Raw genomic sequence first — 16,491 nt, 5'->3', positions numbered from 1 at the left:
GTTGTTGGGCAGGGCCATGGGCGCTTTACAATTGCGCGATGGTGGCGCGGAAACGGAGAGCATAGGGTACTGCGGTGTTGCTTTGTACCGAAGTGGCGCGCCACGGCCGATGAAGATGGGCACTACTCCTTCGCCGTGGCGCTATGATCGCTTGGCCGAAACCGCGCCTGGACATACAAGTATTCGCCGCCCTTCTCTGGGGCACTACTTCTGATGGGCTTGCGCTCCCACCGGACGCGAAGTCAATCTGCCGCGATGACGAAGCGTCTGCCACACGGCGTTCAGGCAATCCTCGATACAAGATCGAGGACTATTGTTTGACCCCCTCGCATCCGCGAGGCTGCGCCTCGGTGACTGATCCGCCCCTTGAGGGCCGGCTCGCCGAACTCAGCTAGGCGCAAAAAAATCCGCAGAATGTGTCGAAACTGCCGCTCCCCATTCGACTGACTGGTGGCGGCGGTGACACTCATCGCTTGAGTGAACTGTCCATCCGCTGGAACCAAAGGCACGGTATAACTCAGAGAAATGCAATGCCTCAAAATACTGCAATGAGGGGCGAGAAGATTTACGACATGGAACTCGATATCACTGGAGTCACCGACTACGGTGTGAGCATGGACGCCATCCTTGCCGGCCAGGAAGCGATTCCACTACACGGAGCCCGGTTCGACCTTGCGGTCGATGGGCGATACAAGGGCCGCCTCGCGGGCCATGCGCACGGCGTCGACTATGTGCGGGTGCGCGCGGATGGGCGCATGGACCTCGACCTGCACCTGATCATCGAAACCGACGACGGCCACCGGATCGCGTTGTCTGGCGACGGCCAGGCGGCGCCGCGACCCGGCGAGCCGGTGCTCGACATCTTCGCAAACGTCCGCCTCTCCACCGCGTCGAAGGACTATGCCTGGGTCAATGAGCGACAGATCTGGGGTGTGGGGACCGCGAGCCTGGTGACCGGGAAGGTCCTCGCCGAAGGCTTCATGCAGTGAAAGCGACATCGCGTTCATAAGACCTTCTCTGGCAAGGGGGCGTCTCACGAGGAAGCTGCCTTGCCAGACTTTACGACGGCGAAGTTCGCGATCCTTCGGGGTCCTTCATGCCGGCGTCGCGCGCGGTCGCGGCTAGAATCGTAGGTTTTGAGGATACCCGTTTAGCGCTGCCATCCGCGGTCCTACCTCTCGCTCGAATGCGCAAGTCCCCGACCCACGCCGCGAACTACGGTGAATTTAATTCGCGCTCTGTATCGCTTGACGTCTTGCATCGGGAAATTGGCGCATCTTGGTGTCAATCGCGTATTCCGAAGTGGCGCGCCGCGGCCGATGAAGATGGGCACTATTCGTTCGCCGTTGCCCTATGATGCCGCGGCCCACTACTCGCTCCAATCGGCAAAGCCGCGACGCCAGCGATTTTGCGCTACGCCTGATGCGCAGTTGCGTTCCCGACTTCGCAGGGTGGTCCGGTTGCCCCACAATAGCGGTCATGCCGGCCAGTTTCGCGACCGACGCGATGTGCCATTAGCGGCGGTGTGATGCGAGAGCTTGGCGTGTTTGGAGCAGCCTTTTTGCCGCCTGCGCAGCTGAGTTCGCCCAGCCTGGATCGCCATGGATGAGCATGAGCGCCATGGCGCCCTCCGTTAGCAGCATGATCTCCCGTGCGCGGTCGCCGGGCGAGAGAATTCCCGTGGAGGCTAGTTCGTCGGCGAGCCATTGTTCGACTGCGGACTTGTGCTTTCGCGCAATTGCACGAGCAGGGTGGCCGCGCAGATCGGCGAGTTCAACTACGGCACGCGTGAAACCCCCTCCGGAATATTTCGGCTTCTTCGCCCATTCACGGAGCTGAGCGAAGTAACTCTCGATCAGTTCGTCGCCCGTGGTGACCGGCTTCTGGAATTGTCTTAGTCGCTCGATCACCAACTCGCTGGAATACGCCAGAGTAGCCGCCATCAGCGCATCTTTGCTCCGAAAATGTTGATACAGCGCCCGTTTGGTGATGCCGGCCCGGGCCGCAATCGCGTCCATGGAGACTCTGAGGAAGCCCTGGCGCCAAAACAGTCCATAAGCGGCGTCGAGAATATGTAGTCGCGTCTGCGCAGCCGATCGTCTCATAGCTCGCCCCTTGGTATACCGAGAAGTGAATTTACATCGGAATACCGCTGCCGTCAGATAAATCCGTCCGATGCGGACTGGGACCCGATTCCATGCGCGGATCGCTCACGCTGCTGTCTATCGATGCGCGAGCGGTTTTGCTGCCGCTGCGGCGCCCGATCATTTCGAAAGTCGGTCGGTTCAACGATTGGCCGCTGATCCTGATCGACGTTTACACGCGCGAGGGCGTCGTCGGACGCAGCTATCTGGAGCCATACCTGAAAGATGCGCTGGCGGGCATCATTGCGCTCGTTCAAGCGCTTGGCGCGACGCTCGTCGGCAAGCCGATTGCGCCGCTCGATGCCTTCCAATCCAATCGGAGGTCGCAAAGCCTGATCGGGTATGAAGGCGCCGCATTGATCGCCATATCCGGGATCGACATGGCGATCTGGGACGCATTGGCGAAGGCGGCCGGACTGCCGCTGGCGCGCCTGCTCGGCGGGACCGTCGGCCCGGTGCCGGCCTACAACAGCAACGGGCTGTGGCTAACCGACGTGTCGACATTGGCGAAAGAGGCAGCAGAGCTCTGCGCCGAAGGTGGCTTCACGGCATTAAAGCTTCGCCTTGGTCGCGACGTACCGGCTGCTGATCTCGCCGCGATCCGCGAGGTTCGACAGGGGGCAGGTGACTCCGTAAAACTCATGGTCGACTTCAACCAGGGGCTTTCACTGGGCGATGCGTTGCAGCGCTGTCATGCGCTCGACGAACAGGGCTTGTATTGGCTGGAGGAGCCGATCGCCTACGACAACCTGGCGGGTTACGCGCAATTGACGCGGGACCTCAAGACGCCGGTGCAGCTCGGCGAGAATTTCTATGGCCCCCGTGAGCTCTACAAGGCGGTTCATTCGGGAGCCAGCGATTACGTGATGCCTGACCTGATGCGGATTGGCGGTGTGAGCGGCTGGCTACGGGCGGTTCCGATTGCTGCCGCGGCCGGCATCCAGGTTTCGACGCATCTGTACCCGGAATTTGCAGCTCATCTGATGCGCGCTACCGAAACGGCGCACTGGCTCGAGTGGCAGGACTGGGCCGACCCGGTTGTCCAAGAGCCGTTCGCGGTCAGAAACGGCGAAATCGAGATTCCCGAACGCCTTGGCGCCGGCATCGAATGGGATGAAGCCGCCATCAAACGATACGCGATCTGATCCATGCAAGAATGCAACGCCCGAAGATTCTAGTCAGCAACCAATTCAACGAGGCGGCAACGAGATGGTTGTCAATCTCGAGCACGAGTTAGCGGAATGCAGAGCCGAACGCGACGAAGCTATGGCTCAACAAGCGGCCAGCAGCGAAATATTGCGGGTCATCAACTCCTCGACCGGCGACCTCGCACCGGTATTCATCACGATCCTCGATAACGCACTGCATCTTTGCGAGGCCGCATTCGGATTCGTGACCACGTATGACGGCGAACGCTTTGAGCGCGCCGCGCAGCGAGGCGTGCCGGATGCTCTTGCTACCTATTTCAGCGCAGGAATGGACCAGCCCCGGCCCGGAGACGCACACTGGCGACTGCTCGCCGGCGAGGAGCTTATTCACAACCTGGATCAGATGGACGAGGAGGCGTACCGTCAAGGTAATCCGCTTCGTCGGGCAGTAGTAGACTTGGGTGGCGCCCGAAGCGCGCTCGTTGTCGCACTTCGCAAAGACAATGTGTTGCTTGGAGCACTGACGGTCTATCGCAAGGAAGTTCGGCCGTTCTCCGAAAAGCAGGTCGCGATTTTGCAGAACTTTGCGGCTCAAGCAGTGATCGCAATCGAAAACGCTCGACTGCTCAGTGAATTGCGAAAGCGCACCGAGGAAATAGGGCGTTGGAATCGCGAGTTGGAGGTCCGCGTGGCCGCACAGGTAGCCGAGATCGAGCGAATTGGTAAGTTGCGCAGGTTTCTGGCGCCTCAATTGGCCGACCTGATCGTCGCGCGCGGCGACGAAAGCATTCTCGAGAGCCACCGTCGCGAAATCGTGGTCGTCTTCTGCGACATTCGTGGCTTCACCGCCTTTGCCGAGCGCGCCGAGCCGGAAGAGGTCATGGCTCTATTGCGAGATTACCATGGCGCCCTTGGACCGGTCGTCGCGCGCTTTGAGGGGACGCTGGATCACTATGGCGGCGATGGAATCATGGTGTTCTTCAATGACCCCTTGCCCACGCCCGAGCCAGCCAAGCGCGCCGTGGAGATGGCGGTGGTGATGCGCGAGATAGCGGCGGGAGTGGTTAAGGCTTGGCGTCGTCGCGGTCACACGATCGGCTTTGGGGTTGGCATTGCGCAAGGCTACGCCACCCTGGGCCAGATCGGCTTCGCCGAACGCATGGACTACACCGCGATTGGTACCATTACGAATGTGGCCGCGCGGCTGTGCGGCGAGGCGAAAAATGGACAAATCCTGGTGGGCCAGCTTGTAGCTGCGGCAGTCGAGGGCGCTGCGTCCGTCGAAGAAATTGGCAATCTAGCGCTGAAAGGACTCAGCCAGCCGATCGTAGTCTACAACGTGATGGAATAGCCGGATAGTTCGATGTCCCCTATTGTTTCGAAATCGCGCGCCACGGCCGATGAAGATGGGCACTAATCCTTCGCCGTGGTGCTGTGATGGGGGAGCCTACCACACGCTAGACCGCAAGAAACCGCGACCGTCTGCGATATAGTGCTACGCCTGATGGTCGGCAGTCTTCTGATATCGTGATCAGTCCCTAACACAGTCAGCGGAATTGCCGCCAGGGTTAGACTTCCAAGATATCAGACCGCACCATAGAAATGGCGATACTGCCATGCAGCCTCTCGCTTGAGCTGTTCTTCCGACCAATTCTCGTCACTGAATCTTGCAGGGGACATTGGCGAGAGGTCGATTGGCGGCTGTCCATCAACAATCCAGGCCGCGAGTGCCTCGCCGATTGTCGGCGAAATCGAAAGACCGGCCACGTTGCAGCCGCTGGCAAAGAAGAACCCCTTCGCCGCCAGCGCAGGGCCTAGAATATGATGGCCATCTGCTGTCATCGTCGGTATGCCGCCGCGGAATTCGCGCGTCTTCGCCGTCTGCAGAAAAGGCAACTGCGCCTTGACCTCCTCTGCGGCACGCCGCAGCACCTCGACGTCAAGTGGCATATCCTTGACGTCAAAGGCCGGACCGAGAACCTTCATATCAAAGAAACGGGGTTCCTCCTCGTAGACCCCCCACAAGAAACCTCTCTGACAGGGCCGGACGTAGACTGCCGCATCCATTATTCGCACCATCGGCAGGTCCGCCCTGGCGCCCTCCAAGGCTTCGGTCACGATCAGTTGCTGACGAGTGGGCACGAGCGGGACGCGGATATCGCTTGCCTCAGCCACCTGCCGCGTCCACGCGCCAGCGGCATCAACAACGACGGGTGCTTGAATCGGGACCCTTGCGGGTTTGGATACCAGTGACCTTTCCACCTTCAATGGTGACTTCGGTTACATCGGTTTTCGGCAGCAAGATGGCGCCTTTGGCCTCGGCTCCGCGCGCGAATCCAACGGCAACTTGCGCGGGATCGAAATATCGATCGCCGATTCGCAGCGCCGTTACGACGCCGGATGACTTTAGGAATGGATTGAGGCGACAGGCGGCGTCAGGCGAAATCTGCTCGACATCAAGACCCATGCGCTTCCCCCGTTGCAGATCGGCCGCGATGACATCGGCATCTTGGGGCCGTCGAGCGATTTTCAAGCTGCCTGAGTGAACCCAATCCAGCGGTTGTCCCGTTTCCTCGGTGAAGCTCTCGATCTTTCGGCAGGCGTCCTTGATCAATTTGATCATGAGGTCGCCCTTCCGTACGCAGCTCACCATGCCAGCAGCGCGGGGTGACGTCTGCGAGCCAATATCGTGTTTGTCGAGCAGGGCGACGCTGAGCCCGCCGCGCTTGGCGAGATAATACGCGGTAGCGGCCCCAAGGCCGCCTGAACCAACAACGACAACATCCGCTTTGCTGATCATCGCAACCTCAACGAAACTCAAGGACGAAATAAAGAAGTCTATCAGACAAAACTCTCGCAGAGAAAGGTTACAGCGAACGGCAGAATGGATTTGAGTAGCGAACGGAAAGAACGACGATAGCGAACACGACAGAATATCCGCGGCTGATTGGCTGGTTTGGACGGCAAGATAAAAGCGACGATGTCGCTCCGGGCCGTCGGGGGTCGTAAGTGTTTGTCTGCACGTTGTTTGGGATGGCACTGCAGTGGCACCGTATGAAGCGGCCTGGTGCCGCTCGAACCGAGAAAGCATTCAAAATCAACGTTCCGAACGCCATCGTTCGCAGCGTAGCGTCTTGTTGCGCGGGCTCGGCAGGATGTCCGGCCATGATCGCATGGCTTGCTGTGAGCGATTGCGCTCACGCCGCAAGGGAAGCGCGAGATCGGAGCACGGCAGCGTGATGTGGCGTGGAATTCGGCCGTTCAGTGGATCGGCCAAGCTTGCCACAGTGGCCGCCATGGCAAAATCACGCCGAACGGCGCGCGCTATTGCGTGCCCACGGGCGTTTGACGGATTGTGCGATGATGAAGGAGTGCCGCCGATTTGCCCGACGTGTCAAGCATTGGTCCCAACCGTCGGGCCGGCGACTGCCTGCTACTTTGCATGGGGTTGTTTTCGATATTTTTGGTTGGGGAGCCCGAGCGGACGCGGCGTGGCTGCCGAATCCTGCTTGAAGCCGCACACGCTGGCGAGGCCTTCGCTTTAGCCAAATGGCGCGCCACGGCCGATGAAGATGGGCACTACTGCTTCGCCGTGGCGCTATGATGCCGGAGCCTGCCACGCGCTCCAATCGGCAATACCGCGACGACCTGCGAATTCGCGCTACGCCTACGGCGGCCCAAGCCTTCGGACATCTTCGCGGTCTTAGACAAACTTCCCGCTCGGCACGCCACATGATGCAACCCGCCCTTCGCGGCCGTCCGTCGGGGGTGCGCCCTCGATGCCGAAGGTTGTGGCGAGTCCACTAACACCAACAGGGGTCACGACGAGCGCGCGGCTATCCCGGACATGCTCGACCCAATCGTGATCGAGAGCGTGTCGAAGAATGGCAGCACCGACCGCCCCGGCCAGATGCGGCCGGCGCTCGCTCCAGTCGAGACAGGGTCGGCAGAACACTCGGCGCTTGGAGGTGAGGCGAAGATCGACGCCGACCTCATCGAAGAACGACCGACCGGCATCGGTTAGTTGTCCGCCATCCTCGTCGAGGAGAATAAACGACTGTTGGGCCAGCCGGTCGGCGATCGCGACGGCAATGCGGCCGGCCATGTGGTCATAGCACGTACGCGCGTGTCGGAGCGTCTCTCCGCCACGCCAGAGATTGCGCTGCCGGGCGGGGCCTTCCTGCGCCAAGACCATGAGACCTTCCAGCATGCGCGCGACGAGCGGAGAGGCCAGACGAAAATATCGTCGTCGGCCCTGCCTTTCGAGCGCTAGCAATCCGGCGTCCCTGAGTCTCGCAAGATGGCCACTCGCTGTCTGCGGCGCCACGCCGGACACATAGGCGAGTTCCGTGGCGGTCAACGTTCGGCCATCCATCAGCGCGCTAAGCATGTTGGCGCGCGCCGGATCGCCGACGAGTGCCGCGACCTGGGCGATTTTGGGTCCCGTGTCCATGTCTCCTCCTACGCCGATGAGAACGCACCGCCAAGCACAAATACTACGGCCAGGACGGTAGCAGTTCCGCGAGACTGGTCCGATCGCGGAACATAGATTGCGCAGACACCGATGTGCCCCGCGAAAGTAAGCGCCGCCATGAAGCGAAAGATCATCCCGCGCTTCGACAATTCGATTGATATCGAAGGATAATCGCAAAATCGGGCCTATCTGAGCCGCAAAATTCCCGCAGATAACTGAGGATGACCCATGCAAACAACTTCGCCCAACATTCGCGCATTCGCGGGGCGGCCGGAACAAGCCCACTCCGACAACACGTCATCCCGTTCGCCGCTCGCGACGGCGCTGGCGCTTGCCGCCATGAGCCTCGGCCTTGGCGTGGTGCAGCTCGACATCACCATCGTCAATACCGCCCTGAGCAGCATCGGCGCCTCGCTCGGCGGTAGCGTCGCCGAGCTGCAATGGGTCGTGACCGCCTATACCATCGCGTTTGCCGCCTTCATTTTGACCGCCGGCGCGCTCGGCGACCGCCTCGGCGCCAAACGGATTTTCATGGCGGGCTTTGCGATCTTCACGTTGGCGTCGCTCGCCTGCGCGCTGGCGCCGTCGGCGGTGTTCCTGATCGTCGCGCGGTCCGTGCAGGGCCTGGCGGCGGCGATCCTGGTGCCGAACTCGCTGACGCTGCTCAATCACGCCTATGCCGATCCGAAGGAGCGCGGCCGCGCGGTCGGCTTCTGGGCAGCAGGCGCGAGCGTCGCACTCACCGCAGGGCCGTTCGTCGGCGGCGTGCTGATCGCGCTGGTTGGCTGGCGCTCGATCTTTCTGGTCAACCTGCCGATCGGCGCCGCCGGCCTCTGGCTCGCCTGGCGTTATGCCGAGGAGACGCCGCGGCTCTCACAGCGCGAAATCGATCTGCCGGGCCAGACCGCGGCGATCACAGCGCTCGGCACGCTGGCCGGCGCCCTGATCGAGGGCGGCAGGCTCGGCTGGAGCCATCCGCTCGTCATCGTGGGTTTCGCGGCAGCGGCCGTGGTCGGATTCCTGTTCGTGTGGCGCGAGGCTCGCGCGCCACAACCGATGCTCCCGCTCTCGCTGTTTGCCCATCGCATGTTCGCGCTCACCGCGCTGGTCGGGGTTCTCTTCAACATCGCCTTCTACGGCCTGATCTTCGTGCTCAGCCTCTATTTTCAGAATATCCGTGGCTGGTCGCCGTTCGCAACGGGCCTCGCCTTCGTGCCCATGATGGCCATGGTGCTGCCCGCCAACCTCGTCGCCGCGTCGGTCAGCGAACGCCTCGGCGCGCCGCAAACCATCGCGCTGGCTTCGGTGATCACGGCCGTGGGCTGCGTTGCGCTGCTGCCCATGGCCTCAGACACGAGCTACTGGGCGATCGGCGCTCAGCTCCTCGTCCTTGGCGGCGGGCTCGGCCTGCTAGTGCCGCCCTTGACCTCGACGCTGCTCGGCAGTGTAGATAAGTCGCGATCTGGCATCGCCGCGGGTGTGCTGAACGCGACGCGGCAGACCGGCAGCGTGCTTGGCGTTGCCCTGTTCGGCTCGCTGGTCGGAGGGGGCAACGAGTTCATTGCGGGCGCGCATGCCTCGCTTGTGATTTCGGCCGCCGTGCTGCTCGCAGGCGCGATCGCGATCTCCTATGGCCGCGCGAGGGAACCGCGGTGAGGGGCAACAAGGCCGGGTCTTCAGGCCTTGCACCGGTGGTGGCACCGCGCGCGAGCTGGAGCCTGACCCTGGGCTTGATCGTCGCGACGCTGCGCGAGTGGCGCCGCCGCCACGTGGGACGCCGCGAGCTCGCGAAGTGCGACGAGCGGACGCTGCGCGACCTCTGCATCGATCCCGGCGTCGTCAACCACGAGGTGCGCCAGCCGTTCTGGCGGCCCCCCTCGCGATTGGCGAGATTGATGGCGACGGCAAGATAAAAGCGACGATGTCGCTCCGTGCCGTCGGGGGTCGTAAGTGTTTGTCTGGACACTGTTTTGGATGGCACTGCAGCGGCACCATATGAAGCCGCCTGGTGCCGCTCGAACCGAGAAAGCATTCAAAATCAACGTTCCGAGCGCCATCGTTCGCAGCGTAGCGTTTTGTTGCGCGTACTCGGCGGGACGTCCGGCCAAGATCGCATGGGAGCCCGCTGCCGGACCAACGGCGCACCGTCAAGGCTCGCGCTGCGCGCGACCGGCTCCGCCGGCTTGCGGCCTTGACTGTGCTCCGCTGGCCCGGCTCTTTGCTGCCATGCGATCATGGCTTGCTGTGAGCGATTGCGCTCACGCTGCAAGAGAAGCGCGGGGTCGGAGCACGGCAGCGTGATGTGGCGTGGACTTTGGCCGTTCAGTGGATCAGCCAAGATTGCCACAGTGGCGCCATGGCTTCCTCGCAAAAATCGCGACCACGGCATGCGCCGGGCGGCGTGCTATTCGACGATCTCTATGACTATGTGGCCGCGCCCGTCCGTCCTGGCCGTCGACGGGCGAAGCGCGATCGGACGACATTGACGGTGACGGATGACTGGCCGGAAGACGTACCGGTGACCGAAACGGAGATCGATGTCTTCGAAGCTTGGTTCGGTGATCTGTTCGACGAGTTGTTTGGAAAGGACTGAGGGGACATCACCATGGCTGCAACGGTTCGGGCTGCTCTCTACCTGCGGGTCTCGACGGGACGGCAAGCCGATAGCGATCTCTCGATCCCGGATCAGCGACGCCAGGCGAAGGGCTATTGCGCGTCGCGCGGCTGGGAGATCGTCGCCGATTATGTCGAGCCCGGTGCGTCCGCCACCGACGATCGGCGGCCAGAGTTCCAGCGCATGATCGACGCCGCGACCACCAAGCCGCCGGCGTTCGACGTGGTGCTGGTCCACAGCTTCAGCCGCTTCTTCCGCGATCAGTTCCAGCTTGAGTTTTACGTTCGTCGGCTTGCCAAGAACGGCGTGCGTCTGGTGTCGATCACCCAAGAACTCGGCGACGATCCGATGAGCAACATGATCCGCCAGATCATGGCGCTGTTCGACGAATATCAGTCCAAGGAGAACGCCAAGCATACGCTGCGGGCGATGAAGGAGAATGCACGGCAAGGCTTCTGGAACGGCGCGCTGCCGCCGATTGGTTACCGCATCGTGGAAGCCGCCGAGCAGCGCGGCCACCGCATCAAGAAGACATTAGAGATTGATCCGATCCAGGCCGAAACCGTGCGGCTGATCTTCCGGCTGGCCCGCGAGGGAAACGGTTCATCGGGGGCGATGGGCGTCAAGTCAATTGCCAAACACTTGAACGAAGCCGGCATCCGAACGCGTGACGGTGGACGCTGGGGCATTGACGCCGTGCACAAGGTGCTGACGCGTACGACGTACACCGGCCGCCACCGCTTCAACACCAAATATTGGAAGACCCGCGAACGCAAACCGGAGGCCGAGGTGGTCGAAATGGCGGTGCCGCCGATCATCGAGGTCGCCGAATTTGAGGCGGTACAGACGTTGCTCAAGACGCGCAGCCCCGCACTGAGCGCGCCGCGCGTCGTCAGCGGCCCGACCCTCCTTACCGGCATCTGCTTTTGCGCTGCCTGCGGTGGCGCGATGACACTGAGGACCGGGAAGAGCGGGAGGTACAGGTATTACACTTGCTGCACCAAGGCCCGGCAAGGTGAGACTGGCTGCAAGGGGCAGACCGTTCCCATGGAGAAGCTGGACAGCCTCGTTGCCGACCACATCGAGCAGCGACTTTTGCAACCCAAACGCCTCGAGCAAATCCTATCGACCGTCCTCCATCGCCGGAAAGAGCGCGCCGAGCGTCGAACGACGCATATCGCCGAATTGCGCAAGCGCGCAGCCGAAGCAGAAGCCAAACTCAAGCGATTGTACGATGCGATCGAAAACGGAATCGCCGATGTGTCCGACCCGATGCTCAAGGAGCGCGTGACCGAGCTGAAGTCGATCCGCGATCAGGCCCGCGCCGACGCAGAGCGGGCCGAGGGCGCGCTGGATCGGGCGGGGCCGAGCATCACGCCGCAGGCACTCAATACCTTCGCCAGCCAGGCGCGCAGGCGCATGCGGACCGAATCGGGCGGCTGCCGCCGCGACCACCTCCGCGCCCTGGCCCAGCGCATCGAAGTGGACGCGAAAGAGGTTCGCATCATGGGGTCGAAAAGCGTGCTCCTGCGCACGTTGGTCGCGGCTTCAAGCGCAAAATCGGCAGGTTTTGGAGTGCCCAGTTTTGTACCGAAGTGGCGCTCGGAGAGCGCCAAACTAAGCACTTATGCAGCTGATATTTCGTCATTTTTCAGTTCGAAACCCGATTGAGGGTGAGCCCGAGGGGTTATCTTTCGAAATGAGCGGCAGACTCTCCAAGAAAGCTTCGAGATCAGCCCGCAGGATGACGGTGCGCGTGCCATATTTCCGCGCCTTCAACAGCTTGTCCTTGATCGCCTCGTAAATCTTGGTCTGCCCCAGCGAACAGATGATCGCGGCTTCCTGGATCGTGAAGGCGAGCTTGTCAGTGACCTGAATTCGCCCGTTGTCTTCCGGGGCGCCTCTCGGCTTGCGACCATTCCCCCGCGCGTTTCCCCCTGCTGGCGCTTTCGCCTCGTGCACGTCGGTCATCACGTTGGCCATGTCCACGAACTCCTACTAACCCATGACGTTCTTGATCACCACGCTTGCTGGCGGCAGGCCGGCGCCCTGCAACTCGGCGATCTTCCGAGAGCGTCGACCGCTGTTGAACTTGTGCGCGATCTCGAAGCGCTGCGCCGCTGCCTGTTTCGCGTCAGCCTCGCCATCACCGCGCTCCACTCATTCCGTTTGGCTCAGCGGCTTTTTGCAAGTCGGTCGGCCCGGTCCTGGAGGCATGGATACGAACCCCTTGTGAGAAGGTTGAGACGTGGCGCTTCTGACGCCTTCTGTCCGCCCGGCGCACCCGGCTAACCACGCCTTGATGATCGATGATCGGCGCGGCGCGACACCCTGCGTGGGCAGACTAGCGCCGGCACCAAGCTCACCGGGTGTCGGCCATACCCGGCGCGGAAACGGGATGCTATTGGCGCGGGCGCGTAGCGAAACGATCTCATAAGCGGCGCGAAGGGACACGCAGAAGGAGCGCAGCTTTGAGATGTCGCTGACGCCGAGATCGGCGAAGCGCTCGATGGTGAGCTTGACTGCGTCGGCACCGCTACACGCGCAGGCGACAGCATAGCGCCGGCCGTCATGGGTGAGCGCGAGCATCGCTTCCTTGTCGTCGTCGAGAGCGTTGAAGGCCGATATTGCGTACAATTGAATGTCGCGCAGCGATGCCTTCAAAGCATTCCGCGTGATCCCTTGCTGACGCAGCAGATCGATCGCGACCCAGATGATGGCATCCGCCGGCAGAAAAATGTGATCTCGCCAAGGACGATCAGCAACAGGCCGCGGAACATCGGTGATCGGTGTGTACTGCCCTCGAGACCGGATTTTGTCGACGTTGGTCTTGGACTGGGCCGTGAGCACTCCGAACGCTGAGTATGCGATCGGCGTAAACCAGAATCTTTCTTCCATGACGCACCACCGTTCTGTGACAATCTGTGTGCGTCACGTCAAATATCCCTAGAAACGCTTGTAAGCAAACCTTGACGACGCAAGCGCAGCTTTAAAAAGAGCTAAGTGATTGTTGCACCTTATGATCGCACTAAAGTTTCTACTTAATATGATTGCTGACCATCAGTTGGCGCTGCTGAAAAAATGCAACTATTGGCAGTAATAAAGGCGTCGGTCTCCGACGCCTATCCCATTTGCGGCGGCAGCGCGTGCGCACTTTAGGAAGGTCCACCGGCGACCCGCCAAACCGGGGTTGCGAAAACTGGGGTTTTGATCCGGCAATGCAAGCCGGATTGCGGCTGGACCGGATATGCGAAAATTTCGGGCGGCGGCGGCACCGCGGGGCCTCCCCGGCCCGGGAAGGACCCAACGAGCGTTGGAGGCTTCCGCGAGCCAAGCCACCTTCATTCGCGAGAGGCGAGTTCGTAGACGTGCCGACGAATGCCACGGCCGGGGATCGTGTCCAACGTAGTGGTGGTGGAGCAAGGCTGGTCGCGTGCGGCCTCTAGTGGCGGCGCAGCGGGCGGTCGGCTTTGCGCCGTAGCCTTGGCTCGCCCAACCTGGAGCGAATTGCATCGTGCTGCTGGCTTCAAACGAGGCTTCTCAACTCCAGCCCTAGAAGAAGATGTTTGAACCTGCTATACTGACAGCCAGCATCAAGAGAGGGGCTGACGCCCTCGCCAACCTGCCGTTCCCGGGCAAGGTGGCTCCGCAAGGGGATGCGGCCATTCGGCAACGAAGCGGGTCGCGCGATTGTCAGCCCTCCTCGGTCAAACCGATGGAGGTTTTTTTGTCGAATATCCCGGAGCTTTCCGCCGGAGACAGCGAGAAATCATTCGTTGATCCGTGGGGCCATGCGCCAAACCATCAAGGCCGGATTCCACCCAACGCGCTATTCCTTGGTGTGTGGGAGCGGGACCTGGGCATCACCGAACTAAACGAAGCGCTTTTTTTGTTTCGTCATGATAAGCGGGATTTGCTCTGGTCGCTCACGACCGATGCCGAGAAATTTACCAGAGAAAGCTTAGCTGCGCGCGCGAGCGGCGACTTTTACTGGGTAAACTCAAAATGGAGGTGCTGTTGTCTTGCGGGTGCTCCTCGCCAGTTCACTGAGCGCGAGGCGGGAAGGGTACTTCTGTGCGCGCTCGTGCGCGCTAGGTTTCCCCATGAATTTCCGAGACCGCCGTACATACCCGGCCTTCTCTCGACTGACGAACTAACAGACATCGTTAGGGCTATTGCTGAGGAGCTAAAGGGCAACACCTTGGCTGCGGAAGCAGCGCAACTAAGCCATGAGGCCCCTATATTGAAACTGGCAAGACAGTTAGATCTCCATCCCAGGGTGGCGGGCCACAATAGCAGTGTTTGGACGGCAGACTGCCCGCGTCGAAAGCAGTCAATTATGATTTCGCCGTCGGGTAACGAGTTCGGTTGCGGATATTGTCGGCGCAAAGGGGGCCCGCTCAGCTTCAGGAATTCTTCGACTACGTAAAGTCTGCCACATGAACGCATGATGTCGCGTGACCTGATAACGCCCATAACCATTCGGAAAACGGTTCCCTCATCGGCGCATCCGATACGTTGGTTTGTGCACCAGCAAATCGTTCGAGCCGAACGCCTTATGCCGGCGCGAGGCATCCTCAAATGAAAACAGCGATGCGCTCGTGTTGAAATCGGCACATCGGCAAACATGAGCCGACGGGCCGGGAGGCGCGAGAATCACCGTTGGTATCAGCGCGCTGCTTTAAGGCACATTGTGGTTATACTTGTTCAAGATCACGCTTGGACCAATCTGATCTCTGCGGGGGTCTCATCCATCCTGCTTTTGTGCGCCCGTATTTCAATTCAGGCCACTCGCATTCCATTAGCGGGCATCGTCGACAGTTTAGAAATACCGCTATGCACATGGCATTGGACCCCATTTCGCAACGCGCAAATCCATGCTGTAATCATGTTCTTCGTGAGCAACGGGCAGCGCAGCCCTAAGCCTCGGAGAAAACAATGCGACGACGCAATTTCCAACAACGGGGTTAGGAGATGCGACAATGAAAAAAACACGCTGATCAGTCTCAGTATTTCGGTATCGATCGCCGTTTTGGCGGCTGGTGTCGCAATTTCCGCGCAGGACAAATACACTGTGCAAGTACCGAATGGCCTCGGGTTCTCTGAGTTCAGGGGATACGAGGACTGGCCAGTGATCGCGATGAGCGAGAGCGGAGGCAAGATCGCTGTGATCGTGGGAAATCCGGTAATGATCGACGCCTATAAGGAAGGCGTGCCCGGCAATGGCAAGCCTTTCCCAGACGGCGCCAAGATGGCGAAAATTCATTGGAGCCCGAAAATACAAGAGACGTATCCCGGTCAGCCAACGGTGCCAGGTACTCAGCTTGACGCTGGTTTCATGGTGAAGGACAGCAAGAGGTTCGCGGACAGCGGCGGATGGGGATGGGCCGAGTTCAACTATGACGCCGCGTCCGATACGTTTAAGCCCGCCACTGCAGCGGACAATCCGCCGCAGGAAAACGACGCCAAGTGCGGGTTCTCGTGCCACTCGGTGGTGCAGAACCGCGACTACGTTTTCACGGATTACGGAAAGAGGTGAGTATCGGATAGTGTTGACGGACGGTCGTAACGACTGCGCCGAATAATGGTGGATGTCCGCACCTGGCACCTTTGAGACATGCCCGCCTGTCCTGAGAACGCCGTTCACCGGGACAGGAAGCCGCCGTAGTCCAGTCAAACCGACGCGAATGACCCAGCTCGGAAGTCAGACCTTTCGCTGCGCTGTGATCGTCCACGGGCCGTGCAGCGCGTCATTCAACGACACTGCTCCGACCATTCGCGCCATGAACGTTGTGAAAGTTTTCGGCTGTCAGAGCGACGCCCTCGATTAATATAAAGTGATGGGGCCGTTCACATGGCTGATGGAATGTCCCGTTGAAAACGTGTTTAATGTCGCCCTGAAAATGTCTTTGGAAAGTTTGGGTTGGCCTACGTTTAGGCAGCCACTTCGCCGAGGAAAACGGCTTCGACGAAGAGCAATGTGTGTTGTCCCATGACAGCGCGAGCGACGCGTTGAACTTCTACACTGGCGCCGGACGCCGGTCGCAATCTAAGTTCCTGCGACAATAGCCTTGCAAATTCAAACAAAAGGGAAAAGAGCGCGCTCGCCGT

At 60.7% G+C, this 16,491-nt stretch carries 15 protein-coding genes and 1 riboswitch; of the genes, 8 read left to right on the top strand and 7 right to left on the bottom strand.

The annotated features are described in order from the left end of the window. The first annotated feature begins 572 nt into the window (after window positions 1-572). Complete coding sequence (locus tag V1288_RS32315) at window positions 573-989, top strand: DUF3237 family protein (protein WP_334360865.1); 417 nt, start codon at window positions 573-575, stop codon at window positions 987-989. Window positions 990-1,514: 525 nt separating this feature from the next. Here the strand turns inward: V1288_RS32315 and V1288_RS32310 are convergent. Next, complete coding sequence (locus V1288_RS32310; protein ID WP_334360864.1) at window positions 1,515-2,105, bottom strand: TetR/AcrR family transcriptional regulator; 591 nt, start codon at window positions 2,103-2,105, stop codon at window positions 1,515-1,517. A 92-nt stretch (window positions 2,106-2,197) separates the two neighbouring features. Between V1288_RS32310 and V1288_RS32305 the strand changes: the two genes are divergently transcribed. Then, window positions 2,198-3,289 (top strand): enolase C-terminal domain-like protein, encoded by a 1,092-nt coding sequence (locus V1288_RS32305; protein WP_334360863.1) that lies wholly within the window; start codon window positions 2,198-2,200, stop codon window positions 3,287-3,289. Between the two features lie 64 nt (window positions 3,290-3,353). Continuing rightward, on the top strand, window positions 3,354-4,643 hold the full coding sequence (locus V1288_RS32300) for an adenylate/guanylate cyclase domain-containing protein (protein WP_334360862.1): 1,290 nt from the start codon (window positions 3,354-3,356) through the stop codon (window positions 4,641-4,643). A 233-nt stretch (window positions 4,644-4,876) separates the two neighbouring features. Here V1288_RS32300 and V1288_RS32295 read toward each other — a convergent pair whose 3' ends face one another. The 3 genes from V1288_RS32295 to V1288_RS32285 all read right to left on the bottom strand — a co-directional run bounded on the left by V1288_RS32295 (window position 4,877) and on the right by V1288_RS32285 (window position 7,745). Further along, on the bottom strand, window positions 4,877-5,467 hold the full coding sequence (locus V1288_RS32295) for an NAD(P)/FAD-dependent oxidoreductase (protein WP_334360861.1): 591 nt from the start codon (window positions 5,465-5,467) through the stop codon (window positions 4,877-4,879). 25 nt (window positions 5,468-5,492) lie between these two features. Next, a complete protein-coding gene (locus tag V1288_RS32290) occupies window positions 5,493-6,092 on the bottom strand; it encodes an NAD(P)/FAD-dependent oxidoreductase (protein ID WP_334360860.1) in 600 nt (199 codons plus the stop codon). 903 nt (window positions 6,093-6,995) lie between these two features. Further along, window positions 6,996-7,745: an ArsR/SmtB family transcription factor gene (locus tag V1288_RS32285; protein WP_334360859.1), complete on the bottom strand. Its 750-nt coding sequence runs from the start codon at window positions 7,743-7,745 to the stop codon at window positions 6,996-6,998. A 249-nt stretch (window positions 7,746-7,994) separates the two neighbouring features. Between V1288_RS32285 and V1288_RS32280 the strand changes: the two genes are divergently transcribed. The 4 genes from V1288_RS32280 to V1288_RS32265 all read left to right on the top strand — a co-directional run bounded on the left by V1288_RS32280 (window position 7,995) and on the right by V1288_RS32265 (window position 12,051). Next, window positions 7,995-9,422 (top strand): MFS transporter, encoded by a 1,428-nt coding sequence (locus tag V1288_RS32280; RefSeq protein ID WP_334360858.1) that lies wholly within the window; start codon window positions 7,995-7,997, stop codon window positions 9,420-9,422. Next, entirely contained in the window at window positions 9,419-9,679 is a 261-nt protein-coding gene (locus tag V1288_RS32275) for a DUF1127 domain-containing protein (RefSeq protein WP_334360857.1), read from the top strand. The genes V1288_RS32280 and V1288_RS32275 overlap by 4 nt, the downstream gene beginning before the upstream one ends. Before the next feature lie 401 nt (window positions 9,680-10,080). Then, the gene (locus tag V1288_RS32270; protein WP_334360856.1) at window positions 10,081-10,359 is read left to right on the top strand and encodes a hypothetical protein; all 279 of its coding nucleotides are present in this window, start codon (window positions 10,081-10,083) and stop codon (window positions 10,357-10,359) included. 12 nt (window positions 10,360-10,371) lie between these two features. Beyond that, the gene (locus tag V1288_RS32265; RefSeq protein ID WP_334360855.1) at window positions 10,372-12,051 is read left to right on the top strand and encodes a recombinase family protein; all 1,680 of its coding nucleotides are present in this window, start codon (window positions 10,372-10,374) and stop codon (window positions 12,049-12,051) included. On the opposite strand, the gene V1288_RS32260 is transcribed toward V1288_RS32265, so the two are convergent. From V1288_RS32260 to V1288_RS32250, 3 genes are read right to left on the bottom strand one after another with little or no spacing between them, the layout of a single operon-like run. Next, window positions 12,025-12,363 carry a helix-turn-helix domain-containing protein gene (locus V1288_RS32260; RefSeq protein WP_334360854.1) on the bottom strand — a complete coding sequence of 113 codons (339 nt, stop codon included), beginning with the start codon at window positions 12,361-12,363 and terminating at the stop codon, window positions 12,025-12,027. The two genes, V1288_RS32265 and V1288_RS32260, sit on opposite strands and share 27 nt — an antisense overlap. Window positions 12,364-12,378: 15 nt before the next feature. Beyond that, a complete protein-coding gene (locus tag V1288_RS32255) occupies window positions 12,379-12,540 on the bottom strand; it encodes a hypothetical protein (RefSeq protein WP_334360853.1) in 162 nt (53 codons plus the stop codon). Then, entirely contained in the window at window positions 12,541-13,278 is a 738-nt protein-coding gene (locus tag V1288_RS32250) for a hypothetical protein (protein ID WP_334360852.1), read from the bottom strand. It lies immediately after the preceding gene. A gap of 687 nt (window positions 13,279-13,965) precedes the next feature. Beyond that, a riboswitch (SAM-I-IV-variant riboswitch) is annotated at window positions 13,966-14,067 on the top strand. A gap of 1,201 nt (window positions 14,068-15,268) precedes the next feature. Here V1288_RS32250 and V1288_RS32245 point away from each other — a divergent pair. After that, window positions 15,269-15,919, top strand: coding sequence for a cytochrome P460 family protein (locus V1288_RS32245; protein ID WP_334360851.1), 651 nt, complete (start codon window positions 15,269-15,271; stop codon window positions 15,917-15,919). The last annotated feature ends 572 nt before the right edge of the window (window positions 15,920-16,491 follow it).

This window comes from Bradyrhizobium sp. AZCC 2176, assembly GCF_036924645.1.
GTDB lineage: Bacteria > Pseudomonadota > Alphaproteobacteria > Rhizobiales > Xanthobacteraceae > Bradyrhizobium.
Note: the sequence above shows the minus strand (reverse complement) of the source record. Positions and strands in the feature narration are given on the sequence as shown.